Genomic DNA, 22,072 nt, shown 5'->3' with positions numbered 1-22,072 from the left:
TGACGGTACAAGAGTGTACAATTATAATGAACTCTGAAAGGTGAGGATATAGGTTATGGCTACAATTAAAGAGATTTCACAGCTTGCGGCTGTCTCTATCACAACCGTGTCACGGGTCTTGAACCAGGATGATACCATTGTGGTAAGTCCGGAAGTGAAAAAGAGGATATTCAAAATTGCCCACGAGTTAAAATATGTCCCACCCAGGATGCGTCATACGCAGAAAAAGAGAGAGATTGTCATAGGAGTGGCTGACTGGCATATTATCCGTAAGGACAGGACAAACATCAGGCTGTCTTCCTTGGACTTAATCGTTAAGTCCATGTACGGCAACAGTGATGTGCGGTTTGAACGGCTGGATAAGGGAACGCCGGGGCAGTACGACGGAATCATGGCATTCGGTGTTTTTACCGAAGAGGAGATGGAATTTCTCCGGATGCAGAGCTACGCCATCGTATTTATTAATTCGGATCCAAAGGATTATGAATATGACAGCATTGTGATGGATTTTAACAAAGGGATCCATGAGATGCTGTCCTATCTGGTGGACCAGAAGAAATACCGGAGTGTGGGCTATATAGGCGGTCTTTATGATGAAGGACAGGTAAAGATCGGCTACCGGAGACTTGAGGGAATCCGGGCTGCTTTCACCCAGAGAGGCCTATATGAGGATTCCTATTTCTTCATCGGGGATATCAGCAGGGAAAGCGGTTATGAGCTGGCAAAGAAAGCGATGGAATCCGGCTGTCTGCCGGAGGCAGTGCTTTTAGGAAGCGAAGAAGTGGCCGAAGGTGCCATGGAGGCGTTCTGCGATGCAGGCCTGCGTATTCCAAAGGATATTGCAGTGGTGATCTATAAGGATATAGAAACCCTGGAATCCAAATGGCCCTCTTATACCAAAGTCCGTATGTTTCCGGATATTGTATGGCAGACGGCCATAAAGCTTCTGTTAGAGCAGATGAGGGAAGGCCGCAAGGACAATATGACGATTTATCTCCCGACCAAGCTAGAAGTCGGTGACAGTGCGTAATGATCCATGAACAAGAGAACCGATGAATCACACAAAAAAGGAGAGCAGTATGAGAAAAACAGTTTCTGTATTAATGGCAGCAGCACTCTGTGCAGCAATGATCGGCGGTTGTTCCGGCGGCAGCAAACAGGCAGGTGCAACAACCGCAGCTACCTCCGCAGCAGGATCAGAAAGTGCATCATCTGCAGCAGAAGAAACCGCAAAAGCAGAGAACAAAAAGATTGAAAAGCTCAATGTATACTTTGTACCTTCCAGAGAGCCACAGGAGATCGTAACCGCTACGGAACCCTTAAAGGACATGCTTAAGACGGAACTTTCAAAAGAAGGTTATGATATCGGTGAGGTAGTGATCACCGTTGGAACCAACTACGAAGCAGTTGGGGAAGCTCTTTCTGCAGGAACCGCAGATATCGGTCTTATTCCTGGAGGAACCTATGTCCTTTACGATGACGGCGCAGATGTGATCCTTACAGCCACAAGAGACGGTTTAAGCAAGAATTCTGATTCTGCAAAAGACTGGAATGACGGAAAGGCAACAGACCCTACCACCGATCAGGCAACTTCTTACCGGGCACTGATCCTTGCAGGTCCTTCTGAAAAGGGACAGGAACTGGCAGCGAAAGTCAACAGCGGCGAAGCACTGACCTTTGAAGATTTAGACGCAGCAAACTGGAGCGTTATGTCTTCCTCCTCACCGGCAGGATACATTTACCCATCCTTATGGCTTCAGGATAACTTCCAGAAGAATATATTAAACCTTTCCCATGCGGTTCAGTCTGACTCTTACGGCAGTGCATTCGCAAGACTTGCTTCCGGTCAGGTAGACGTTCTTGTTACCTACGCAGATGCCCGCAGAGACTATGTGGACAAATGGAACTCCGAATACGGCAGAACCGGTTCTATTTGGGAAGAAACCAATGTCATCGGCGTAACACCTCCGATCTTTAATGATACAGTAAGCGTAAGCAAGACTTCCAAAATCATGGATGATAATTTCAAAAAGGCTGTTCAGGACGCATTTATCAATATCGGCAATACCGAAGAAGGCCAGAAGGTCATCGCGATCTACAGCCACAAAGGGTATCAGGTAGCAGACAGTGCTGATTATGACAATGAGCGTAAGGCACAGGAGATGATTAAGGAATTGAATGCGAAATAAATAATACAACAGGCTGCGGAGGCGTCGTAAGGGAAATCTATTTGCGGCGCCTCCGCTCTTTGTGCATGGAAACGAGGAAAAGTATGATTGAATTTAATCAGGTAAGCAAAAAGTACCCCAATGGCTTTGAAGCTTTGAAAGAGATCAATTTAAAAATAGAGCAGGGAGAATTTGTGGCCATCATCGGGTTATCCGGTGCAGGAAAGTCCACCCTTCTCCGTACCATCAACCGTATGCATGATATTACAGAAGGCAGTCTTACGGTAGACGGAACCGATGTCATGCAGTTAAAGGGCTATGAGCTTCGCCGCTTCCGCCGGAAGATCGGCATGATCTTCCAGTCCTTTAATCTGGTGACCAGAACCAGGGTCATCAATAACGTGCTGATGTCAAAGGTTCCTGAGCTGTCTTTTTTTAAGGCATTGTTCGGCATTTATCCAAAGAAGGATAAGCTGGAAGCACTGGAAGCTCTTGATAAGGTGGGAATCCTTGACAAGGCCTATGTCCGGGCCGACCAGCTTTCCGGCGGGCAGCAGCAGAGAGTTGCCCTGGCAAGGACCCTGGCCCAGAATCCCCAGATCATTCTGGCAGATGAGCCGGTGGCTTCTCTTGACCCTGTAACTGCAAAACAGGTCATGGGAGATTTCTTAAGGATCAACAAAGAGATGAATATTACCATTCTCCTTAACATCCACCACGTCGACTTAGCGCTCCAGTATGCCAGCCGGGTGGTAGGCATCCGTGCTGGTGCCATCGTTTACGACGGTCCGGCAGCCAATGTCACCGAAGAGATCTTAAATGAGATTTATGAAGGGAAGCAGAAGGAGGCAGATGGATGAGCATATATGACAGAATATTCCCCCCCAGGAAAATGGAATTGTCAAATGGGAAAACCGTCTATAAACCGGCTTCCAGACTTCCTTTGATTGCCCTGATCTTAGTGTTTTTAACCGTCCTTTCGGTGAAGATCACAGGCTTTGATATGGGAGTTCTGGCGGAACGGGGGAACCAGTTCTTTATCATTTTGGGAATGATGGTCCCTCCGGCATTTTCTTACAGCTCTCAGGTGTGGGAGCCTCTGTTTGATACGGTTAAGATGTCCCTGTTGGGAACGGTGATCGGAGCGGTGGCGGTGATCCCTTTTGCCATGGCAGCTTCCACCAATATCATTAAAAACTCTTTGATCGTCAGCGGTATGCGGCTGTTCTTAAGCATTGTGAGGACCCTTCCGACTCTGGTTACGGCTTTGATCGCCACCTATGTATTCGGTCTTGGGACCCTTGCCGGAACCACGGCCATTGCGGTGTTTACCTTTGCCTATATGGGGAAAATCCTTTACGAGGAGATCGAGACGGCAGACATGGGAGCCTTTGAGGCCATGGAAGCGATCGGTGCCACCAAGATCCGGGCATTTGTAAGCGCTATCATACCACAGGTTCTTCCATCCTATATTTCCAATGGATTGTTCTGCTTTGAAGGAAATGTCCGTTACGCTGCCATCCTCGGATACGTAGGGGCCGGAGGCCTGGGACTGATATTGAATGAAAAACTTGGCTGGAGAGAATACCCAAGCGTCGGCATGATCCTCATCATGCTGTTTGTTACCGTATTCCTCATTGAATCGGTGAGCCGTTACTGCCGCCGCAAACTGGTATAGGAGGGCTTTGGAATGAATAAGCAAATTGAAAAAGCATATGCCGGACGGCCGAAAAATACGGTTTACCAGATTGTGGTTTCCGTCATTGTTCTGGCATGCATTCTGTGGTCCGGTTCAGCAATTGAGATTACAAAAGGAGGCACCGGCGGCCTTGAAATCGCAGGAAACATCTTAAGCGGCATCGTTCACCCGGATGCAAAGTTATTGTTTAACTTAACGGCTCAAGGCGTTCCTTATCTGCTTCTTGAGACTGTCTGCATTGCATTTTTAGGAACTCTGGTAGGGGCATTTCTTGCCATTCCCTTATCCTTTTTATCCGCCTCCAACTTAATGCCTGCGCCGGTGGCTTATGTGAGCCGTCTGGTGATTATGGCAGTGCGGACCATTCCGGCCTTTGTTTACGGTCTGATGTTTATCCGTGTCAGCGGACCGGGAGCATTTACCGGGCTTTTGACCATGTCTGTCTGTTCCATCGGCATGGTATCCAAGATGTACATCGAAGCCATCGAAGATTTGGACACCAGGATACTGGAATCCCTGGATGCCTGCGGCTGCACCACCTTTCAGAAGATCCGGTACGGAATTCTTCCACAGCTGATCCCTAATTTTGCATCTACGGTGATCTACCGGTTCGATATCAACTTAAGGGATGCCACAGTTCTTGGACTGGTAGGGGCCGGCGGTATCGGTGCGCCTCTTATTTTTGCCATGAATGCTTACCGCTGGAATGAAGCGGGTGCTATCTTAGTAGGCTTAATCGTTTTGGTTCTGGTCGTGGAATACATTTCCACACGGATCCGCGTGAAGCTGGCCAGGGGGTGATGAATTGGAAAAACGAGCAACCATTTACTATACTTCCGATGTTCACGGGTACTTATTCCCTACCTCATACGGAGATAAAGAAGAAAAAGCCATGGGGCTTTTCCATTGTATCGCCAATTTTAAAAAGGACGGAAATACTCTGATTTTTGATGGAGGGGATACGCTGCAGGGCTCTCCCATGGCGTCCTATATTGCGGAAAAAGGAGGAGAATTACTGGAATCCGAGCCATTTTCCCGTGTGTACAATGCTGCCGGCTACGATGCCGTTGTTCCAGGCAATCATGACTTTAATTTCGGTTATGAACGCCTTTCCCGTTATACCAATGCCCTTACCGGTGCCTGTCTCTGTGCCAATGTGAAGGATCTGGGAGGAAAGTCAAAGCTTCAGAACCGTTACATTTTTACACTGGAAAACGGACTTCGCATCGGAGTGACCGGTGTTGTCACCGATTATGTAACTGTATGGGAAAAACCGGAACATTTGGATAATATCCAAATTACCGATGCATTTACGGCAGCAAAGGAGGAGCTATATAAACTAAAGCAGGAAGCTGATGTTACCGTTTGTATATATCACGGAGGCTATGAATGCGACTTAGACACTGGTGAAGTACTGAGTACCAGCAGGGAAAATGTAGGTTACCGCATCTTAAAGGAGCTGGATTACGATGTCCTCCTGACCGCTCATCAGCATATGCCGGTCTCCGGAAGAGATCTCTTTGGAACTCATACCTTACAGGTTATGGCCAATGGGGTGCAGTACGCAAAGATAGAAATAGCTAAAGAAAATGAAACCCTTCATGTAGCGTCCTCCATCTGTCCCGCAGGAGACCGCCATGAGGAAGAACCATACCGCTCCCTGCTTCCCCTGGAGGAAGAAGTGCAAAAGTGGCTTGATGTCAGCATCGGTCAGATCAAGGCTCCCATACCGGAACAGAATAAGCTTGATATGGCCATGAACGGTTCCGGAGTGGCAGATTTCTTCAATCAGGTACAGCTTACCTATTCCGGTGCGGATATCTCCTGTGTGGGCCTGGGGAATACTCCCATGAGCCTTCCGGAGCACATCACCATGAGAGATTTAGTCCGGGTGTATCCCTTCTCCAATACCCTTGTGGTTCTTTCCGTAAACGAAGAAGTTCTAAAAAAAGCACTGGAACGCTGTGCAGAGTATTTTACGCTTAAAGATGGGGTGGTAGAGATCTCAGATGTATTTTTAAATCCCAAGGTGGAGCATTACAATTACGATTACTTTGCAGGAATCAGCTATGAGATAGATTTGCGGATGCCTGTGGGAAGCCGGGTGAAAGAGATCCGTTACAAGGGAGAGCCTTTGAACGGACGCACCTTAAGTCTTTGCATGAGTGATTACAGGGCAAGCGGAACCGGGGGATATGAGGTATATAGGGAATGTCCGGTATTAAAGCGGATCGGCGCGGAAGTACCTAAGCTGGCCCTGGATTATTTGAAAAAGCACCCGATTCTGGAAATCAAAAAAAGCGGGAGCATTCTCATTCGCCGGTAAACGGCCGTCCTCATGAAAATATCAAAAAAATACCCTTGTGACTTTAAAAATTTTACTTGACAAAATCAATTTCATGCTTTAGTCTAGCAATATACTTTTTTAAAAGAAGTTAAGGATAATTTTTATAAGGCAATGGAGCCATAACTATGTGCAGTGTCGCACAAGGTTATGGCTTAATTTTTTTACCAAAAATTAAAGAAAGAGGTGCTTTTTTATGGATCACGGAGATTTTTCATGGATGCTGATTTGTTCTGCTCTCGTATTTATTATGACCCCGGGGCTGGCATTTTTTTACGGAGGTCTGGTAAAACGAAAAAATGTTGTAAATACTATAATGTCATCAGCCATTATGATGGGCATTGGATCCGTTTTATGGGTTTTGATCGGTTTCTCTCTCTCCTTCAGCGGAGATATTGGAGGTATCATCGGAAATCTTAACTGGTTTGGTCTTAACTTCGATACCTTTGGTGACACCACACACCCTTACCCTAACACCCTTGTATTTGCCATCTTTCAGATGATGTTTGCCATCATTGCTCCGGCACTTATTACCGGTGCGGTTGCAGAGCGAATGAAATTTTCCTCTCTGGTAATATTTGTGGCATTGTGGTCTATCATTGTTTATTATCCTCTGGCTCATATGGTATGGGGCGGCGGTTATTTGTTCCAGATCGGTTCCATTGACTTTGCCGGCGGCAACGTGGTTCACATCAGTTCCGGTGTAAGTGCTCTGGTGCTTTCAATTCTTCTTGGAAAGCGCAGGAATTTAGGAAAGGCACCGTACCACCCCCACAACGTACCCTTTGTATTTCTTGGTGCAGCTCTTTTGTGGTTCGGCTGGTTTGGCTTTAACGGAGGAAGCGCCCTGGCAGCCAATGAGCTTGCCGCTCATGCATTTATGACCACCAACACGGCAGCGGCTTCTGCGCTCCTTTCCTGGATACTCATTGAAGTGGTCAAGAATGGAAAACCGACTCTGGTTGGAACTTCCACGGGTCTTGTAATCGGTCTGGTAGCCATAACCCCTGGTGCAGGGTTTGTCCCCATCTGGGCGGCAATTCTCATCGGAGCCCTGGTAAGTCCGATCTGTTATTTCTTCATCAATGTAATTAAGCCAAAGTTTGGATATGACGATGCCCTTGATGTGTTCGGCTGTCACGGAATCGGCGGGATCTGGGGCGGCATTGCAACTGGTATTTTTGCTCACACCAGTATTAATTCCGCGGCACCGTGGAATGGCCTTGTTTTTGGGGATACTACCTTATTCCTTCGCCAGATTGCAGCAATCCTTATCACCATCGTCATTGCCATCGTAGGAACCTTAGTGGCGGCTAAGATTGCATCTCTCATAACAAAGGGAATCAAGGTTTCAAACAAAGATGAGGTGACTGGTCTTGATACTTCGGAGCATGGAGAAACTGCTTATCCTGCATTTAATGGAATGGATTAATAAAGGGGGATCGTTACATGAAGAAAATTGAAGCATTTATCCGGCCGGAAAAGCTGGAAGACATTAAAGAAATTATGGATAAACTGAAATTAAACGGCTTAAGCATTATGCAGGTCATGGGCTGCGGCAATCAGAAGGGCTGGACAGAATTTGTCCGTGGCGCGGAAATAGACTATAACTTCCTTACTAAAATAAAGATCGAAATGGTAGTTCCTGATGCACAGGCAGAAGCCGTTATTGATGCAATTACAAAAAAGGCGTATACCGGAGAATATGGTGATGGAAAGATCTTCATTTCCGATATTCAGGATGCGGTCCGCATTCGTACCGGAGAGCGCGGGGAAGACGCAATTAAGTAGTTCTTAAAAAAGCTGTTTCTACTATAATAATAATAATGCCGCAGATCCTATGTTTTTAAAAAGAAGGATCTGCGGCATTATTGATGTAGTTAAAAATCAAAGGTTTTCCTATCTCATGACAAAAGGACAAAGCTGCCGTTTTCCAAAAAATAAACCACAAGGGAACTGGAGCAAGAGACCTGCGGCCATGGAAAACGTGTCACTGCAAGGATGTTGGCCTTCCATCATACATAGATGGGAGGTGGTGCGGGTGAAATAGGACTTAAAGACCTTATGGCCTTTGGTATGTTCATAGTCGCATTGACCGGTATCGGGTGGAATTTTCTATTCATACGGTTGTTCCTTTTGTAGTGCTAATATAGCATTGGTGTATTGTAAGGCCAATAGTTTTGATTGTACCCTTTATATAATTACTGCACCTGTTGAACGATGTCCTTTTTTCTTTTTATTGACCGATGCGTGTGTATATAAATCGGCTGTCTTTTTAATAAGTATCTACATTATTTTCAATAACCGTGCTATATTTTCTCCTAAAACCGCATTTGCAATGGCAGGCGTCTTTGCAAATTGTAAAATGGTGTTTTTAGATATCTGTAAATCACCAAAGGGGTGGTCTACTCCAAAGAAACATTTTTCCGGCACTTCATTGATAATGCTTGCCAGAACAAATGTGGAATAATATGCTGACGTATCCAGGTATAAATTAGAAACTTCCTTTACAAGTGCAACCGTTTCAAGCCAGTTGCTTCCTCCCAGGTGCCCTAAAATGACAGGAGTTTCAGGATAATCTCTTGCTAACTCTGAAATATCTTTTATATCCTGAAATGTCAGTGGAAAAAATGCGTGTATCCAGATTGGAAGGCTGCAAAACTCCTGGGAAGCTTTGAAAACATTTTTTAAAAGATGTATTTGCCCACTGCCGGGTGTAAATTCTCCCATTCCTGCCAAGTGGTTATTTTGAATATTTTCGGCGACATATTGAAGAGTGGGTTTTAGTTCAAGACCCGCAGGAACCGCGCCAAAACCGATATAGCGGTCGGGATATTGTTTCAATGCACCCATAAGCTCCGATACGGCCTTTTGCCGCACCTCCACCATAGAGCCTTTTTTCCCGGCCAACATCTCATGCAGAAACTCCATAGAGGATTGGACCTCGGTAAAATCTTTGGCTGCTTCCGGATGAAAGGTTGTGGAGAATAAAACAGTTTTATCAATCCCGGCTGCATCCATTGCTTTTATATGTTCCTCAACCGGCAAAGTAATGTGTGAGTGTCCGTCAATAATCATAAATATATCCTCTTTTCTGTGAGTTGAATTATCCTTTGCTTTATATTATAATAGTTTCATATGAAAAGGGAAGAACGTACTTTTTTGTAGTATACTTACGAAAAGGAGAGCTAAATCATGGCTGAAAAAATATGCTTTATAAGCAATAAGGAACCTTTTGAATATACATTATCAATTGTAAGTGGGAAATGGAAATTGAAAATTATTTATTTTCTTGCCTGTATGGCTCCGGCAAGATATAATGTTCTGAAAAAAAATATAGATAAAATTACCCATAAGATGTTAAGTACCCAATTAAAAGAATTGGAGCAAGAGGGCATTGTTTTGCGAAAAGAATACCCTCAGGTTCCTCCCAAAGTTGAGTATTCTCTCACTCCCAAAGGGGAAAGTCTTATTCCGATCGTCATGGCCATGTGTGATTGGGGCAGACAAAATACTAAATTTAAGAACCCCCAGGACAACTCCCAGGTATAATGGTCAATGCTTATAAATGTGCGTAAGCGGGTTATCTGGAATTAAATATATATTGAATATAGTCTTTTGCACTCTGATCGATCTCTTCCTCACTTGCCTGGAACGAGGAACCGAAAACGGCAAAGTATGGAAGCGCAGCCGCTCCAATGTGTATCATGCTGGCTTTGAACGGTGTAATTACTTCCTCCACCGTAAAAGAAACTGAACCGGCGGGAGAGTAGTTTTCTTTCTTATCTCCTATGGACATTGCTATGCCGAATCTTTTGCCGTTCAATTTGTTCCCCTTTGAGCCATACGCCCATCCGTGAGTAAAAACATTGTCCATCCACTTTTTTAATAAAGGCGGATAACTGTACCAATATAGGGGGAACTGTAAGATGATATGGTCATGTGCCTCCAACAGTTGCTGTTCTCTTTCAACGTCAATGTTCCAGTCGGCATATTCCTTGTGAAGCTCATGGATTTCAATTTCCTTTGGGTATCGGACTAATTCCTGCTTCCACCGTTTGTTTACCCTTGAATCGTCAATGCTGGGATGTGTTATAATGACTAGTGTTTTCATAATAATTCATTTTCCTTTCCAGGTGCTTTTAAATTTATGAATCTATTATCATTCACAAGCTCCAATTAGTAAATACATACAATAAAGTCAGTAAAATACTTACTTCAAGGTATGTATTAGACGTAGCAGAAAAAATATGTGATAATATCAGTAGCTAGTGAACCCCGGAGGTTCTTAATATATATGAGGCAGGGACAATGAAACAATATAATTTAGGGATCGAGGCAACCCTTGAAATACTCGGCGGAAAATGGAAAGCTTTAATCGTATGCTTGCTGATGTCGGGAACTAAAAGAACCGGAGAATTGCAGCGTCTTATTCCGGATGTTTCCCAAAAGGTTCTTATACAGCAGCTTCGTGAGCTGGAGAGGGATGGTATCGTAGGACGGCATGTATACAATCAAATGCCCCCAAAGGTGGAATATTATATAACGGAATATGGAATTACAGCCAATAAAATCATTGACGTTATGTGTAGCTGGGGCAGAGATAATATTAAAATGCGGCAGCAGCAGGGAGAAGCTGTAGAACTGCTGGAACACGGATTATAATAGAACCACTTTAATCCGTATGGCCGCATTGACACGGTATCCGGCACGATGGTATTATGTAGTATAAAAATAAAGTATGCTATATAAATACCGTATAGGAGAATTGAATATATGAATAATACTGGATGCGCTGTGCCGGGAACTGCTCTAAAAAATACTGGTTTTCATTATACCCTGTCAATCATCGGCGGGAAATATAAAATGACCATAATGTATTTGCTTGCGGAACACAAGGTATTAAGGCACAATGAACTTCACCGGCATATAGGAACTATTTCCTTTAAGACCTTAAGCGTTATGTTGAAAGAGCTAATGGCTGATGGCATCATTGAACGCAGGGAATACCCTCAGATTCCTCCCAAAGTAGAGTATTCCTTAACCGGGCGTGGACAATCTCTGCTCCCCATCTTAAACATGATGTGCGATTGGGGGAAGAAGAATCAGGACCCTGTCATTTGACCCTTTCTTTATCAATATTATCCCCTATATTCCCGAAATGAAGTTTAGATAGTCTTTTGCGCTTTTTTCTATCTCCTCTGCAGTAGACGTGTATTCTTCCCCGGGGATTATTTCTGAGCTGTAAAATGCAAACAATGAGCGGTAATCGGCATGGCAATAATAGCGAAAAGTGGTTTCATACGGTGCAAGTAACTGTTCAAGAGTATAACGGTATCTGCCGTTTTCCTCATAATCTTCTTTTCTAATACCGGCAGTTACAGCCAAAGCAATCTTTCGATTCGCCAGCTTATCCCCGCCATTTCTGCCATACGCCCAGCCATACGTAAGTACTTCATCAAGCCATTTTTTAAGAATGGGAGGGCCGGAGAACCAATATATAGGGAATTGAAGAATTAGGTTCCCGTGTTCTTCCACCAGCCTTTGTTCTTTCTCCACATCAATTTTTCCATCTGGATATGATGAGGATAACTCATGCACCGTATATTTTTCCGGATATTTTTCCAGTTCCATGATCCACCGTTTGTTGACGACTGATTTTGTAATATCTGAGTGGGCTGCGATGATTAATGTTTTCATTGAAATACCTCCTTATAATTTATATTTAAACTTTATTGTGTTTGTTATAATAAAACAAGAACCCACTATTTTGTGGGGTACTAACAAAATAGTTAGATACTTCGTTCCATTTCCATGGAAGCAGATCATAAATAATCGTATAACTAGGAATCTCATTGCAAAATAGAAAGAGATGTAAAGGACCCAGGGAGGCATTATGGCAATCAGGGCAGTGGTGATCGATAATTCAGAGGAATTACTGGTAAAACTGACATGCATTTTAAAGGAAATAAGAGAGGTCAAACTGTGCGGAAGCTTCACAGATGCAGTTGCAGCCATGCAGTATATAAAAGAGAATCCCATAGACCTGGTATTTTCAGATGTTGTCATGCCGGACATCAGCGGCATTACTCTTGCGGCAAAGCTTTATGAATTGCCGGACCCGCCGGAAGTAGTGCTGCTTTCCGGTATCCCCGGATTTTCCCTGGAGGCATGGAAGATCCGGGCTTATGGATTTATCACAAAACCATATACAAAAGCGCAGATTATAAAAATGGTTGAACGGTATAAACGGGAATATGGAAGGAACGGTTCGTTTTTTTAATTTGTCTAAGGTCTGTGGGAGCAGGGGTTCATTTTAATGGACGAACCACGTTTCCTATGTTATAATATGGAGATAGTGAAAAAAGACCTTTTTTTCCATAAGGAGAAAGACATGAATGAGAAGTTTAAAATAAGGGGGCAGCTGAGGACTTATATGCAGTGGCCGCTTTATCTGAGTGTACTGTGGATTGCAGCCAATGTAGTAATTGGAGCAGCAAGTGCAAAAGCGGGAATTATCATGGCCTTATTCACACTTTTGTATATTGGAATTGCATTATGGCTCTATACTTACAGGAGAAAACGTCTGCTCGGCGGCCTGGTGGAATTTTCAGCGGAATATTCCTGGATGCAGAAGAACTTTCTTACGGATATGGAACTTCCATATGGAATAGCGGATGAAGATGGACGTATTCTATGGGGAAATGCAGCCTTATCTGAGGTGCTGGGGGAAGAAAAACCTCTGAAAGTCACGAGAAAGAATCTTATGACCATATTCCCGGAGATCACGAAGGAAGCATTAAAGCTTAAGAACGGTACGGCCGTTCTTCACACCGTACGCAATGAACGAAATTATCAGATACGTTTAAAAGCGGTTTCCATGAAAGGTTCGTCACAGAATATTGCTCAGACCGTGGATATGGACGCCTCCGGAGAGATGCTGGTGGCGGTCTACCTTTTTGATGAAACGGAGATCCTTACTTATAAGAAGATGGTAGATGACCAGAAGATGGTCGCAGGCCTGATCTATCTGGATAATTACGAGGAAGCTTTAGAAAGCGTGGAGGAAGTCCGCCGTTCTCTGCTTACGGCTTTGATTGACCGTAAGATTACAAAGTACATCACCAACTTAAACGGAATTGTAAAAAAGCTGGAAAAGGATAAATACTTTATCGCCATAAAACAGTCCTATATGGAGGAACTGAAAGAAAACCGTTTTTCCATTCTGGAAGAGGTTAAGGCCGTCAACATCGGCAATGAGATGGCAGTTACCTTAAGCATTGGCCTTGGTATGAACGGAGACAGCTATTACCGGAATTACGATTTTGCAAGAATTGCCATCGATATGGCTCTGGGACGGGGCGGAGACCAGGCCGTTGTCAAAGACGGTGAGAGGATCCAGTTTTTCGGCGGAAAAGCGCCCCAGGTGGAAAAGACGACCCGTGTAAAAGCCCGTGTAAAAGCCCATGCTCTGCGGGAACTGATGGAGACCAAGGACCGTCTTTTGATTATGGGACACCGTCTGACCGACGTGGATTCCTTTGGAGCGGCAGTTGGTATTTACCGTATTGCCACGGCTATGAATAAAAAAGCCAATATTATTATTAATGAAGTGACTACCTCCGTACGGCCCATACAGGAACGGTTTATCGGCAATCCGGATTATCCGGATGATATATTCTTAACCGGAGCAAAAGCGGCGGAGCTGGTAGATGCCAATACGATTTTGGTCGTAGTGGATGTGAACCGGCCAAGCATCACCGATGCGCCGGAGCTTTTGCGCATGGTTAAGACCATCGTGGTTCTGGATCATCACAGACAGAGCAGTGAGATCATTGACAATGCGGTTCTGTCTTATGTGGAACCGTATGCTTCCTCTGCCTGTGAGATGGTTGCGGAAGTCCTTCAATACATTGCTGACGGAATCAAGATCAAATCAGCAGAGGCAGATGCGCTCTACGCCGGAATCGTCATCGATACCCAGAACTTCACCAATCAGACCGGAGTGAGGACCTTTGAGGCGGCTGCATTTTTAAAGAGAAACGGTGCAGACGTGGTTCGTGTAAGAAAGCTGTTCAGGGATAATATTAACGATTATAAAGCAAAGGCGGAAGCGGTTCGTGAAGCAGAGATTTTTGAAGGCTGTTTTGCAATCAGCGTATGCCCCTCAGAAGGAATCGGAAGCCCCACGGTGGTTGGGGCCCAGGCAGCCAATGAGCTGTTGGACATTTCCGGGATCAAGGCCTCAATCGTCATGTCTTATCATAACAATACGGTGTATTTAAGCGCCCGTTCCATTGATGAAGTCAATGTTCAGGTCATGATGGAAAAACTGGGAGGCGGAGGCCACCGGACCATTGCAGGCGCACAGCTTGCAGATGTCACCATAGAAGAAGCAAAAAAACGCTTGAAAGCGGTTATTAAAGAGATGATAGAGAAGGGAGACGTATCATAATGGATATTGTATTATTAGAAGACGTAAAAGCATTGGGAAAAAAAGGACAGATTGTTAAAGTAAACGACGGTTATGCAAGAAATTACATTCTCCCGAAAAAGCTGGGAATTGAAGCTACTTCCAAGAATTTAAACGATTTGAAGCTGCAGAAGGCCAATGAAGCCAGGATTCTGGCAGAGCAGCTGGAAGCTGCAAAAGAGCTTGCGAAAAAAATCGGGGAATCCTCAATCACCTTGTCCATACGTGCAGGAGAAGGCGGAAGAGCGTTTGGTTCCGTATCAGGAAAAGAGATTTCCCAGGCAATCCAGAGCCAGCTTGGCTTTGAAATAGACAAAAAGAAACTGATACTTCCGGAACCGTTAAAAACATTTGGTTCTCATGAAGTTCCTATCAAACTGCATAAAGAAGTAACTGCAAAGCTGATTGTTAAAGTAGTGGAAAGCTAGGAGGAAAAATCATGGATGATGCCCTGATCAAACGGGTGCTCCCCCACAGCATCGAGGCGGAGCAGTCTGTGATCGGTTCCATGCTGATGGACCGGGATGCGATCATCGCGGCTTCCGAAATCGTTTCTGCAGGAGACTTTTACCAGCACCAGTATGGCATCATGTTTGAGGCCATGCTGGAGCTTTTTAATGAGAATCTGCCGGTGGACTTAGTAACCCTTCAAAACCGGCTAAAGGCAAAGGACGTCCCGCCGGAAGTGTACAGTCTTGAATTCGTAAGAGACATCATCACCACAGTTCCTACCTCAGCCAATGTGAAGTCCTATGCGAACATTGTAAGGGAGAAAGCGGTATTAAGGCGGTTAATCAAGGTAAATGAAGAAATCGCCAACACCTGTTATGCTGGAAAAGAGTCTCTGGAAACCATTATGGCGGTAACGGAAAAGACCATCTTTGATCTTCTTCAGAACCGTAACTCCGGTGAATTTGTTCCGATCCGGCAGGTTGCCATGAATGTATTGGAGAAGATCGAGGAAGCATCGAAAAACCAGGGTACCGTAACGGGTATACCAACGGGCTTTATTGACTTGGACTACAAGACCTCCGGTCTGCAGCCTTCGGATTTCATCTTAATTGCTGCCCGCCCTTCCATGGGTAAGACGGCATTCGTACTGAACCTGGTGGATCATGTAGCTGTAAAAAAGGGGCTGCCGGCCATGGTATTCAGCTTGGAGATGTCCAAGGAGCAGCTGGTAAACCGTATGTTAGCCATGGAATCCAATGTAGATTCCCAGAAGCTGAGAACCGGTACCCTGTCGGATACCGACTGGGATGCGGTTGTGGAAGGAATCGGAGTCATCGGCAACTCCAAGCTGATCATCGACGACACGCCCGGTATTTCCATTATGGAGCTCCGTTCCAAATGCCGGAAGATGAAGCTGGAATACGGTCTTAGTGTGGTGATTATTGACTACTTGCAGCTTATGAGCGGAAGCGGAAAAGGCGGAGAAAACCGCCAGCAGGAGATCTCGGAGATCTCAAGGTCCTTAAAGGCCCTTGCAAGAGAATTGAATGCCCCTGTCATCGCTTTGTCCCAGCTCAGCCGGGCCTGCGAAACAAGGCCTGACCACCGCCCCATGCTGTCTGACCTTCGAGAATCCGGAGCCATTGAGCAGGATGCGGATGTGGTCATGTTTTTATACCGTGATGATTATTATAACAAAGATACTGATATGCCCAATATTGCGGAAGTCATCATTGCAAAACAGCGTAACGGTCCTATAGGTACTGTGAATCTGGTCTGGAGACCGGAGTATACGAAGTTTGCAAACATGGCCCGGCAATAAACCGGATAGAAAAAAAGCCAAGGTTAAGGAAAAGCAAATTTATCTGCTTATCCTTAACCCTGAAAATTTATTCCAATCTCCTGAAAAATTTCCATATAATATTCATAATCTGTATCAAACCAGCATATGATATAAATAGTAAGGTTATGAAAACTAAACGAACCAAAGGAGAGGATATAGCTATGGCTGAGATACATTACTTAATATCGGATGCATCGAGAAAGGTCGATGTGGAATCCCATGTCCTTCGATACTGGGAGGACGAGCTTCAATTAGACATTCCCAGAAATGAGATGGGGCACCGGTATTACACGGAGGCACACATCCATTTGTTCAAGCAGATCAAAGACTTGAAGGAAAAGGGATATCAGTTAAAAGCCATTAAAACAGCGCTTGATAAGGTCATCGAGGACAGTGAAGACCCCATTATCCCCGACGATTTACTGGAGGGCCAGATTACCCAGGAGTTAAAAGAGGGTAAGATATCTGGTCAGGAAGGCGAGACGGGCCTGGACGTACATAATACAGCGCAGGTTTCCATTGCTCAGAATAAAATGGAACAGTTTCAGGAAATCATGAATCACATCATTGGACGGGCCTTAGAGGTGAATAACGAGCAGCTGAGTCAGGATGTGAGCTGTCTGGTCAATGATAAGGTCATTAAGGAAATGCAGTACTTAATGAATTTAAAAGAAGAAAAAGAAGAAGAGCGTTATAAGCAATTGGACGAGCTTTTAAGAACCTATCAAAAGGATAATAAAGGCCGTGCAGAAGCAGCGGCTTCAAAGATCCCATTTTTTAACCGTAAAAAAAAGTTCGGGAGAAATGGAAAAAAGCTATAATCTCACACTACTTTCAGATAAAAGAAGCAGATAAACCTGCCAAGGCAAAAATCCGCAGTTGCCACTGAAAGTGTAAACTGCGGATTTTATGCAAATCAATTATTTTTACAAGCTTCTACGAAATTCTGAAACAGTCGAAACGCCATTTCATCTTTCTCCCAAAGATATTCCGGATGCCACTGCACTCCAAGAAAAAAAGGATACCCGGGCATTTCCACGCCTTCCACCATCTGGTCAGGAGAATAAGCCGTAGCTGTCAGACCCGGAGCAACGTCCTTTATTGCCTGATGGTGCATGCTGTTGACCTTTAAGGTCTTTTCTTTGGCAAGCTTTGAAAGAAGGCTGCCTTCTGTTAAAGTAACCGTGTGGCTGGGCAGGTTGTAGCGGAAAGGCTGGGAATGGGCGATGGGGAAGTCCTGCTTTACCTGAGACGGTATATCCTGCCAGATATTTCCGCCAAGGGCGATGTTAAGGATCTGGATTCCCCGGCAGATGCCAAGAACCGGCTTTCCAAGGTTCATGATGAGAGGGAGCAGGGAAAGTTCCATCTGATCTCTTTCATAAGAAACATTACCACAGTGTGCCTGTGTTTCCTCTCCAAATAAAAACGGGTGAACGTCAGGGCCTCCGGTGAACAGGAACCCGTCAAATGTCTCTGCAAGCTGCCTGAAATCATCTTCGGAAGCATCTAAGGGCATTACCACAGGAATGGCTCCAGCGGCTTTTAACGCCTTTAGATAGGTAGGACGCATTTTAATATCATGAGTATCGGTATCGTGAATAGGGGTCAGACCAATGAGAGGCTTTCTCATATAAAAACCATCCTTTCTTTTATCACGGCAGAAGACCGGGAGATACAACAAAATGCCTCTCCCAAAAGGGAGAGGCATTTATGTATTCATAATTAAGCTTCAGAAATTGCTCCAGTTGGACATACGCCTTCGCAAGCGCCGCAATCGATGCAGGAATCAGCATCAATAACAAACTGAGAATCACCCTGGCTGATTGCACTTACTGGGCACTCACCTTCGCAGGTTCCGCAACTAACACAAGCATCACTAATAACACGTGCCATGATAAATAACCTCCTTATATTCTATACATTTTTCTATATTTTATACTATTAATAAAAATTAATCAAGTAGAAAACACTGCATTTCATGTATAATTTTAGGAGCAAGAAGGGTTAGGTTTGCCTAATCGTGTGTCCCTGATCCCGCTTAAGATGATTTTCTTCGCTGCAATGCCTTCTTCCTGTGATAACGGGGGGACATCCTTTAACGGATAGTCCATTCCAAGGCTTTCATATTTCACCTTCCCCATGTCATGGTAAGGAAGAACATCCAGTGCTTTGACGTTCTTAAGCTCTCCGATGAAACGTCCAAGCCGGTATAGATCGGAAGCATGATCCGTAATTCCCGGAACAACCACATGCCTGATCCAGACCGGAACAGACTTCTCGTCTAAATACCGTGCAAAGTCCAGGATATTATCATTGGAATGTCCAGTCAGCGGCTTGTGTTTTTCGCTGTCAATGTGTTTCAGATCAAGCATGACAAGACTGGTGGATTCAAGGAGCCGCTCCATCTTTTTCAGGAGCTCTTTGTCATCCCGCCGGAATGTCACCCCTGAGGTGTCTAGACAGGTATGAATGTCCTTCTTTCTTGCAGCCTCAAACAGTTCCGTTACAAACTCAAGCTGCATGAGAGGTTCTCCGCCGGTGGCCGTCAGGCCGCCGCCCCGGTAGAAGTTCCGGGACGACTCATATTGCTTTAAAATTTCTTCAACCGTCATTTCCGTACCGCCTGCCATCTTCCAGGTATCCGGATTATGGCAGTACTGGCAGCGCATGGGGCAGCCCTGGAAAAAGACTACCATGCGCACACCCGGTCCGTCAACGGTACCAAAACTTTCAATGGAATGGATACGTCCTGTCATGATTGATCCGCCTTCTTTACTTTTGTTTATATTCTGTCGTGGAACGTACGGGAAATGACTTCATCCTGCTGTTCCTTTGTCAATTTGATAAAGTTTACTGCGTAACCGGAGACACGTACCGTAAGCTGCGGATAGTTTTCCGGATGCTGCTGTGCATCTAAAAGTGTTTCACGGGTGAAGACGTTGACGTTTAAATGATGTCCGCCTTCTTCTACATAACCGTCTAATAAGTTTACAAGATTGTTGATCTGAGATGTGCTGATATTTGCCATTGTGTTATCCTCCTTATTTGATTCGTCTGTGTGTTGTTAGTCTTCCTGGTCCAGACCGAGGAACAGGGTAGGCACTTTACATGCCTGGTCTCCCTCCCCGCAGTCTGTGGAATTCATGGTAGTTACTGTTTTCGCCATTGTTTTATCGGCGTTTATGGTACCGTCTTCTGTAACCTTGATGTTCATATGTCCGCCGTTACCGGTCATGAATTCATCAAGCATGGAGACAATATCATCAATCTGTTTGCTTTTCGGATCTGCCATAACAGCCACTCCTTACTTCTGGTCTTCGCTGAGAGCCAGCTCTAAATCAACCTCTAAATCTCCTGAGAAAATCTTGTCTTCCTTACCAAGAGCACCTGGAATGATGGAGAAGGTATTGGAGATACCATCCTGAGCATCCTTAAATGGAAGCTTTGCAACCGATGCCAGGGAAGCGACAGCACCGTGAGTATCTCTGTGGTGCATTGGGTTTGCACCAGGTGCAAAGGCATCGCCCTTCTTACGTCCGTCAGGAGTTGCGCCTGTGTTCTTACCATATACTACGTTAGAGGTAATTGTCAGGATAGAGGTTGTAGGAATACCATTTCTGTAAGTATGGTTTTCCTTTACATAAGTTAAAAATGTGTGAACCAGATCATGGGCAATTTGGTCAACACGGTCATCATTGTTGCCGTATTTCGGGAAATCACCTTCTACTTCATAATCAGTGACAATGCCGTTTTCGTCGCGGATTGTTTTTACCTTTGCAAATTTGATTGCGGAAAGGGAATCTGCTACAACGGAAAGTCCTGCGATTCCGGTTGCAAACCAGCGGGTTACTTCTTTATCATGAAGAGCCATCTGAATGCGCTCATAGCTGTATTTGTCATGCATGTAGTGAATGATGTTCAATGTGTTTACATAGACAGAAGCCAGCCACTTCATCATCTGCTTGTAGGATTCCATCACTTCGTCATAATCCAGGTATTCAGAAGTGATCGGACGGTATTTTGGACCTACCTGCTTCTTTGTGATCTCATCGACACCGCCGTTAATTGCGTATAAAAGACATTTTGCAAGGTTGGCGCGGGCACCGAAGAACTGCATCTCTTTGCCGACTCTCATGGAAGAAACACAGCAGGCAATGGCATAATCATCGCCATGGGTCACTCTCATTAAATCATCGTTCTCATACTGGATGGAAGAGGATTCAATAGAGGTCTTAGCACAGAAACGTTTAAAGTTTTCCGGAAGTCTTGTGGACCAGAGAACGGTTAAGTTCGGTTCCGGAGCAGTTCCAAGGTTGCTTAAGGTGTGCAGATAACGGAAGGACATTTTTGAAACCAGATGACGTCCGTCGATACCAACACCGCCAATGGATTCTGTTACCCAGGTAGGATCTCCGGAGAATAAATCATTGTATTCCGGTGTACGGGCAAATTTCACAAGGCGCAGCTTCATAATGAAGTGATCCACAAATTCCTGAATCTGTTCCTCGGTAAAGGTTCCTTCTGCCAGATCTCTTTCTGCATAAACATCAATGAAGGTGGAAGTACGACCAAGGGACATGGCAGCACCGTTCTGTTCCTTAACAGCAGCTAAGTAAGCCAGGTAAGTCCACTGAATGGCCTCCTGTACGTTTGCTGCCGGCTTGGAAATATCAAAGCCGTAGATGGAACCAAGCTTCTTTAAATCCTTAAGCGCACGGATCTGCTCGGATAATTCTTCTCTGTCCCGGATAACGTCAGCGGTCATTGCGCTCGGTGTGGTATTCTTCTGTTCTTCTTTGTCTTCAATCAAACGGTCGATTCCGTAAAGAGCCACACGGCGGTAGTCACCGATGATACGTCCACGGCCGTATGCATCCGGAAGTCCTGTGATGATATGGCTGGAACGGCAGTCACGCATTTCCTGAGTGTAGGCATCGAAAACGCCTGCATTGTGTGTCTTTCTGTGTGTGGTAAAGAATTCCTTGATTTCAGGATCAAGGGTATATCCGTTGTCGGCACAGGCCTTTTCTGCCATACGCACGCCGCCGTAAGGCTGCAGGGAACGCTTGAATGGCTTATCGGTCTGGAAGCCTGTGATCTTTTCTGTTTCCTTATTTAAGTAACCTGGACCGTGGGAAGTGAGAGTGGAAACAACTTTTGTGTCCATATCCAGTACGCCGCCGGCTTCTCTTTCTTTTTTCGATAACTCCAGGACCTGTGCCCATAGCTCTTTCGTTGCTTTGGTTGGTCCTGCAAGGAAGGAATCATCGCCGTCATAGGGAGTGTAATTCTTCTGTATAAAGTCTCTGACGTTGATTTCACGTTCCCAGGCGCCGCCTTTAAAGGATCTCCATTCTGATCTCATAGTAGTGTACCTCCATAAAAGTTCTTTTATTTTTATTGATATGAAAAAACAGGTGTCAGCAAAGATTATATTTCCTACAATCTTTGTATGAATACATTATATATGAATACTGTATACAATGTCAATCCTTATTATTGAGAAAAAGTTACCAAAAGCAAAACGTGTCAATTCAAATAAGTCTTGCGTATTAGGAGGAAAAGTATTATATTATAAAGACAATATGTA

The 22,072-nt window shown here is 44.8% G+C and carries 25 protein-coding genes; 16 read left to right on the top strand and 9 right to left on the bottom strand.

Going from position 1 to position 22,072, the window contains the following annotated elements; genetic code table 11:
* Positions 1 to 55: 55 nt before the first annotated feature.
* From ACLTWA_RS17450 to ACLTWA_RS17415, 8 genes are all read left to right on the top strand, one after another.
* Positions 56 to 1,030, top strand: coding sequence for a LacI family DNA-binding transcriptional regulator (locus ACLTWA_RS17450; RefSeq protein ID WP_412329175.1), 975 nt, complete (start codon positions 56 to 58; stop codon positions 1,028 to 1,030).
* 49 nt (positions 1,031 to 1,079) lie between these two features.
* A complete protein-coding gene (locus tag ACLTWA_RS17445) occupies positions 1,080 to 2,189 on the top strand; it encodes a phosphate/phosphite/phosphonate ABC transporter substrate-binding protein (protein ID WP_412329174.1) in 1,110 nt (369 codons plus the stop codon).
* 83 nt (positions 2,190 to 2,272) lie between these two features.
* A complete protein-coding gene (phnC, locus tag ACLTWA_RS17440) occupies positions 2,273 to 3,028 on the top strand; it encodes a phosphonate ABC transporter ATP-binding protein (RefSeq protein ID WP_412329173.1) in 756 nt (251 codons plus the stop codon).
* Positions 3,025 to 3,846 carry a phosphonate ABC transporter, permease protein PhnE gene (phnE, locus tag ACLTWA_RS17435; protein ID WP_412329172.1) on the top strand — a complete coding sequence of 274 codons (822 nt, stop codon included), beginning with the start codon at positions 3,025 to 3,027 and terminating at the stop codon, positions 3,844 to 3,846. Before phnC ends, phnE (ACLTWA_RS17435) begins: the two co-directional genes overlap by 4 nt.
* A gap of 12 nt (positions 3,847 to 3,858) precedes the next feature.
* Positions 3,859 to 4,668 carry a phosphonate ABC transporter, permease protein PhnE gene (gene phnE, locus ACLTWA_RS17430; RefSeq protein ID WP_412329171.1) on the top strand — a complete coding sequence of 270 codons (810 nt, stop codon included), beginning with the start codon at positions 3,859 to 3,861 and terminating at the stop codon, positions 4,666 to 4,668.
* Between the two features lie 4 nt (positions 4,669 to 4,672).
* Positions 4,673 to 6,193 (top strand): bifunctional metallophosphatase/5'-nucleotidase, encoded by a 1,521-nt coding sequence (locus ACLTWA_RS17425; RefSeq protein ID WP_412329170.1) that lies wholly within the window; start codon positions 4,673 to 4,675, stop codon positions 6,191 to 6,193.
* A gap of 214 nt (positions 6,194 to 6,407) precedes the next feature.
* Complete coding sequence (locus ACLTWA_RS17420; RefSeq protein WP_412329169.1) at positions 6,408 to 7,643, top strand: ammonium transporter; 1,236 nt, start codon at positions 6,408 to 6,410, stop codon at positions 7,641 to 7,643.
* Positions 7,644 to 7,660: 17 nt separating this feature from the next.
* Positions 7,661 to 8,002 (top strand): P-II family nitrogen regulator, encoded by a 342-nt coding sequence (locus ACLTWA_RS17415; RefSeq protein ID WP_412329168.1) that lies wholly within the window; start codon positions 7,661 to 7,663, stop codon positions 8,000 to 8,002.
* Positions 8,003 to 8,497: 495 nt separating this feature from the next.
* Here ACLTWA_RS17415 and ACLTWA_RS17410 read toward each other — a convergent pair whose 3' ends face one another.
* The gene (locus ACLTWA_RS17410) at positions 8,498 to 9,289 is read right to left on the bottom strand and encodes an amidohydrolase family protein (RefSeq protein ID WP_412329167.1); all 792 of its coding nucleotides are present in this window, start codon (positions 9,287 to 9,289) and stop codon (positions 8,498 to 8,500) included.
* A gap of 117 nt (positions 9,290 to 9,406) precedes the next feature.
* Here ACLTWA_RS17410 and ACLTWA_RS17405 point away from each other — a divergent pair, with 117 nt between their 5' ends.
* A complete protein-coding gene (locus ACLTWA_RS17405; protein WP_412329166.1) occupies positions 9,407 to 9,763 on the top strand; it encodes a winged helix-turn-helix transcriptional regulator in 357 nt (118 codons plus the stop codon).
* 31 nt (positions 9,764 to 9,794) lie between these two features.
* Here the strand turns inward: ACLTWA_RS17405 and ACLTWA_RS17400 are convergent, their stop codons facing one another.
* On the bottom strand, positions 9,795 to 10,325 hold the full coding sequence (locus ACLTWA_RS17400) for an NAD(P)H-dependent oxidoreductase (protein ID WP_412329165.1): 531 nt from the start codon (positions 10,323 to 10,325) through the stop codon (positions 9,795 to 9,797).
* Positions 10,326 to 10,522: 197 nt separating this feature from the next.
* Here ACLTWA_RS17400 and ACLTWA_RS17395 point away from each other — a divergent pair, with 197 nt between their 5' ends.
* Together ACLTWA_RS17395 and ACLTWA_RS17390 are read left to right on the top strand one after the other, a co-directional pair.
* Positions 10,523 to 10,876, top strand: coding sequence for a winged helix-turn-helix transcriptional regulator (locus ACLTWA_RS17395; protein WP_412329164.1), 354 nt, complete (start codon positions 10,523 to 10,525; stop codon positions 10,874 to 10,876).
* Between the two features lie 111 nt (positions 10,877 to 10,987).
* Complete coding sequence (locus ACLTWA_RS17390; RefSeq protein ID WP_412329163.1) at positions 10,988 to 11,335, top strand: winged helix-turn-helix transcriptional regulator; 348 nt, start codon at positions 10,988 to 10,990, stop codon at positions 11,333 to 11,335.
* Between the two features lie 24 nt (positions 11,336 to 11,359).
* Here the strand turns inward: ACLTWA_RS17390 and ACLTWA_RS17385 are convergent, their stop codons facing one another.
* Positions 11,360 to 11,911 (bottom strand): NAD(P)H-dependent oxidoreductase, encoded by a 552-nt coding sequence (locus ACLTWA_RS17385; RefSeq protein WP_412329162.1) that lies wholly within the window; start codon positions 11,909 to 11,911, stop codon positions 11,360 to 11,362.
* Between the two features lie 196 nt (positions 11,912 to 12,107).
* On the opposite strand from ACLTWA_RS17385, the gene ACLTWA_RS17380 reads away from it, so the two are divergent.
* The 5 genes from ACLTWA_RS17380 (at position 12,108) to ACLTWA_RS17360 (ending at position 17,300) form a co-directional block, all read left to right on the top strand.
* Positions 12,108 to 12,494 (top strand): LytR/AlgR family response regulator transcription factor, encoded by a 387-nt coding sequence (locus ACLTWA_RS17380; RefSeq protein ID WP_412329161.1) that lies wholly within the window; start codon positions 12,108 to 12,110, stop codon positions 12,492 to 12,494.
* 111 nt (positions 12,495 to 12,605) lie between these two features.
* Positions 12,606 to 14,666 (top strand): DHH family phosphoesterase, encoded by a 2,061-nt coding sequence (locus tag ACLTWA_RS17375; protein WP_412329160.1) that lies wholly within the window; start codon positions 12,606 to 12,608, stop codon positions 14,664 to 14,666.
* A complete protein-coding gene (gene rplI, locus ACLTWA_RS17370) occupies positions 14,666 to 15,112 on the top strand; it encodes a 50S ribosomal protein L9 (RefSeq protein ID WP_412329159.1) in 447 nt (148 codons plus the stop codon). Before ACLTWA_RS17375 ends, rplI begins: the two co-directional genes overlap by 1 nt.
* An 11-nt stretch (positions 15,113 to 15,123) precedes the next feature.
* On the top strand, positions 15,124 to 16,458 hold the full coding sequence (dnaB, locus tag ACLTWA_RS17365) for a replicative DNA helicase (protein ID WP_412329158.1): 1,335 nt from the start codon (positions 15,124 to 15,126) through the stop codon (positions 16,456 to 16,458).
* 182 nt (positions 16,459 to 16,640) lie between these two features.
* Positions 16,641 to 17,300, top strand: a complete 660-nt coding sequence (locus tag ACLTWA_RS17360; protein WP_412329157.1) for a helix-turn-helix domain-containing protein — start codon at positions 16,641 to 16,643, stop codon at positions 17,298 to 17,300.
* A gap of 95 nt (positions 17,301 to 17,395) precedes the next feature.
* Here ACLTWA_RS17360 and ACLTWA_RS17355 read toward each other — a convergent pair whose 3' ends face one another.
* From ACLTWA_RS17355 to pflB, 6 genes are all read right to left on the bottom strand, one after another.
* Entirely contained in the window at positions 17,396 to 18,112 is a 717-nt protein-coding gene (locus tag ACLTWA_RS17355) for a gamma-glutamyl-gamma-aminobutyrate hydrolase family protein (protein WP_412329156.1), read from the bottom strand.
* 92 nt (positions 18,113 to 18,204) lie between these two features.
* Positions 18,205 to 18,375, bottom strand: a complete 171-nt coding sequence (locus ACLTWA_RS17350; protein ID WP_077613191.1) for a DUF362 domain-containing protein — start codon at positions 18,373 to 18,375, stop codon at positions 18,205 to 18,207.
* Between the two features lie 95 nt (positions 18,376 to 18,470).
* Positions 18,471 to 19,238: a pyruvate formate-lyase-activating protein gene (gene pflA / locus ACLTWA_RS17345; protein WP_412329155.1), complete on the bottom strand. Its 768-nt coding sequence runs from the start codon at positions 19,236 to 19,238 to the stop codon at positions 18,471 to 18,473.
* 26 nt (positions 19,239 to 19,264) lie between these two features.
* The gene (grcA3, locus tag ACLTWA_RS17340) at positions 19,265 to 19,510 is read right to left on the bottom strand and encodes an autonomous glycyl radical cofactor GrcA3 (protein WP_412329154.1); all 246 of its coding nucleotides are present in this window, start codon (positions 19,508 to 19,510) and stop codon (positions 19,265 to 19,267) included.
* Positions 19,511 to 19,546: 36 nt separating this feature from the next.
* Positions 19,547 to 19,774, bottom strand: a complete 228-nt coding sequence (locus ACLTWA_RS17335) for a hypothetical protein (RefSeq protein WP_412329153.1) — start codon at positions 19,772 to 19,774, stop codon at positions 19,547 to 19,549.
* Between the two features lie 12 nt (positions 19,775 to 19,786).
* Positions 19,787 to 21,847, bottom strand: a complete 2,061-nt coding sequence (pflB, locus tag ACLTWA_RS17330) for a formate C-acetyltransferase (RefSeq protein WP_412329152.1) — start codon at positions 21,845 to 21,847, stop codon at positions 19,787 to 19,789.
* Between the last annotated feature and the right edge of the window lie 225 nt (positions 21,848 to 22,072).

It is taken from the genome of Lacrimispora sp., assembly GCF_046972725.1.
Classification (GTDB): domain Bacteria; phylum Bacillota; class Clostridia; order Lachnospirales; family Lachnospiraceae; genus Lacrimispora.
Note: the sequence above shows the minus strand (reverse complement) of the source record. Positions and strands in the feature narration are given on the sequence as shown.

What these genes read in the sequence shown, in the direction of transcription:
- ACLTWA_RS17335 (WP_412329153.1), bottom strand. Translation starts at nt 19,774, where the DNA reads ATGGCAGATCCGAAAAGCAAACAGATTGATGATATTGTCTCCATGCTT.
- ACLTWA_RS17380 (WP_412329161.1), top strand. Translation starts at nt 12,108, where the DNA reads ATGGCAATCAGGGCAGTGGTGATCGATAATTCAGAGGAATTACTGGTA.
- ACLTWA_RS17415 (WP_412329168.1), top strand. Translation starts at nt 7,661, where the DNA reads ATGAAGAAAATTGAAGCATTTATCCGGCCGGAAAAGCTGGAAGACATT.
- ACLTWA_RS17405 (WP_412329166.1), top strand. Translation starts at nt 9,407, where the DNA reads ATGGCTGAAAAAATATGCTTTATAAGCAATAAGGAACCTTTTGAATAT.
- ACLTWA_RS17445 (WP_412329174.1), top strand. Translation starts at nt 1,080, where the DNA reads ATGAGAAAAACAGTTTCTGTATTAATGGCAGCAGCACTCTGTGCAGCA.
- pflB (WP_412329152.1), bottom strand. Translation starts at nt 21,847, where the DNA reads ATGAGATCAGAATGGAGATCCTTTAAAGGCGGCGCCTGGGAACGTGAA.
- dnaB (WP_412329158.1), top strand. Translation starts at nt 15,124, where the DNA reads ATGGATGATGCCCTGATCAAACGGGTGCTCCCCCACAGCATCGAGGCG.
- ACLTWA_RS17395 (WP_412329164.1), top strand. Translation starts at nt 10,523, where the DNA reads ATGAAACAATATAATTTAGGGATCGAGGCAACCCTTGAAATACTCGGC.
- phnE (WP_412329171.1), top strand. Translation starts at nt 3,859, where the DNA reads ATGAATAAGCAAATTGAAAAAGCATATGCCGGACGGCCGAAAAATACG.
- phnC (WP_412329173.1), top strand. Translation starts at nt 2,273, where the DNA reads ATGATTGAATTTAATCAGGTAAGCAAAAAGTACCCCAATGGCTTTGAA.
- ACLTWA_RS17450 (WP_412329175.1), top strand. Translation starts at nt 56, where the DNA reads ATGGCTACAATTAAAGAGATTTCACAGCTTGCGGCTGTCTCTATCACA.
- rplI (WP_412329159.1), top strand. Translation starts at nt 14,666, where the DNA reads ATGGATATTGTATTATTAGAAGACGTAAAAGCATTGGGAAAAAAAGGA.
- ACLTWA_RS17350 (WP_077613191.1), bottom strand. Translation starts at nt 18,375, where the DNA reads ATGGCACGTGTTATTAGTGATGCTTGTGTTAGTTGCGGAACCTGCGAA.
- ACLTWA_RS17410 (WP_412329167.1), bottom strand. Translation starts at nt 9,289, where the DNA reads ATGATTATTGACGGACACTCACACATTACTTTGCCGGTTGAGGAACAT.
- ACLTWA_RS17375 (WP_412329160.1), top strand. Translation starts at nt 12,606, where the DNA reads ATGAATGAGAAGTTTAAAATAAGGGGGCAGCTGAGGACTTATATGCAG.
- ACLTWA_RS17385 (WP_412329162.1), bottom strand. Translation starts at nt 11,911, where the DNA reads ATGAAAACATTAATCATCGCAGCCCACTCAGATATTACAAAATCAGTC.
- phnE (WP_412329172.1), top strand. Translation starts at nt 3,025, where the DNA reads ATGAGCATATATGACAGAATATTCCCCCCCAGGAAAATGGAATTGTCA.
- ACLTWA_RS17400 (WP_412329165.1), bottom strand. Translation starts at nt 10,325, where the DNA reads ATGAAAACACTAGTCATTATAACACATCCCAGCATTGACGATTCAAGG.
- ACLTWA_RS17390 (WP_412329163.1), top strand. Translation starts at nt 10,988, where the DNA reads ATGAATAATACTGGATGCGCTGTGCCGGGAACTGCTCTAAAAAATACT.
- pflA (WP_412329155.1), bottom strand. Translation starts at nt 19,238, where the DNA reads ATGACAGGACGTATCCATTCCATTGAAAGTTTTGGTACCGTTGACGGA.
- ACLTWA_RS17360 (WP_412329157.1), top strand. Translation starts at nt 16,641, where the DNA reads ATGGCTGAGATACATTACTTAATATCGGATGCATCGAGAAAGGTCGAT.
- ACLTWA_RS17355 (WP_412329156.1), bottom strand. Translation starts at nt 18,112, where the DNA reads ATGAGAAAGCCTCTCATTGGTCTGACCCCTATTCACGATACCGATACT.
- grcA3 (WP_412329154.1), bottom strand. Translation starts at nt 19,510, where the DNA reads ATGGCAAATATCAGCACATCTCAGATCAACAATCTTGTAAACTTATTA.
- ACLTWA_RS17420 (WP_412329169.1), top strand. Translation starts at nt 6,408, where the DNA reads ATGGATCACGGAGATTTTTCATGGATGCTGATTTGTTCTGCTCTCGTA.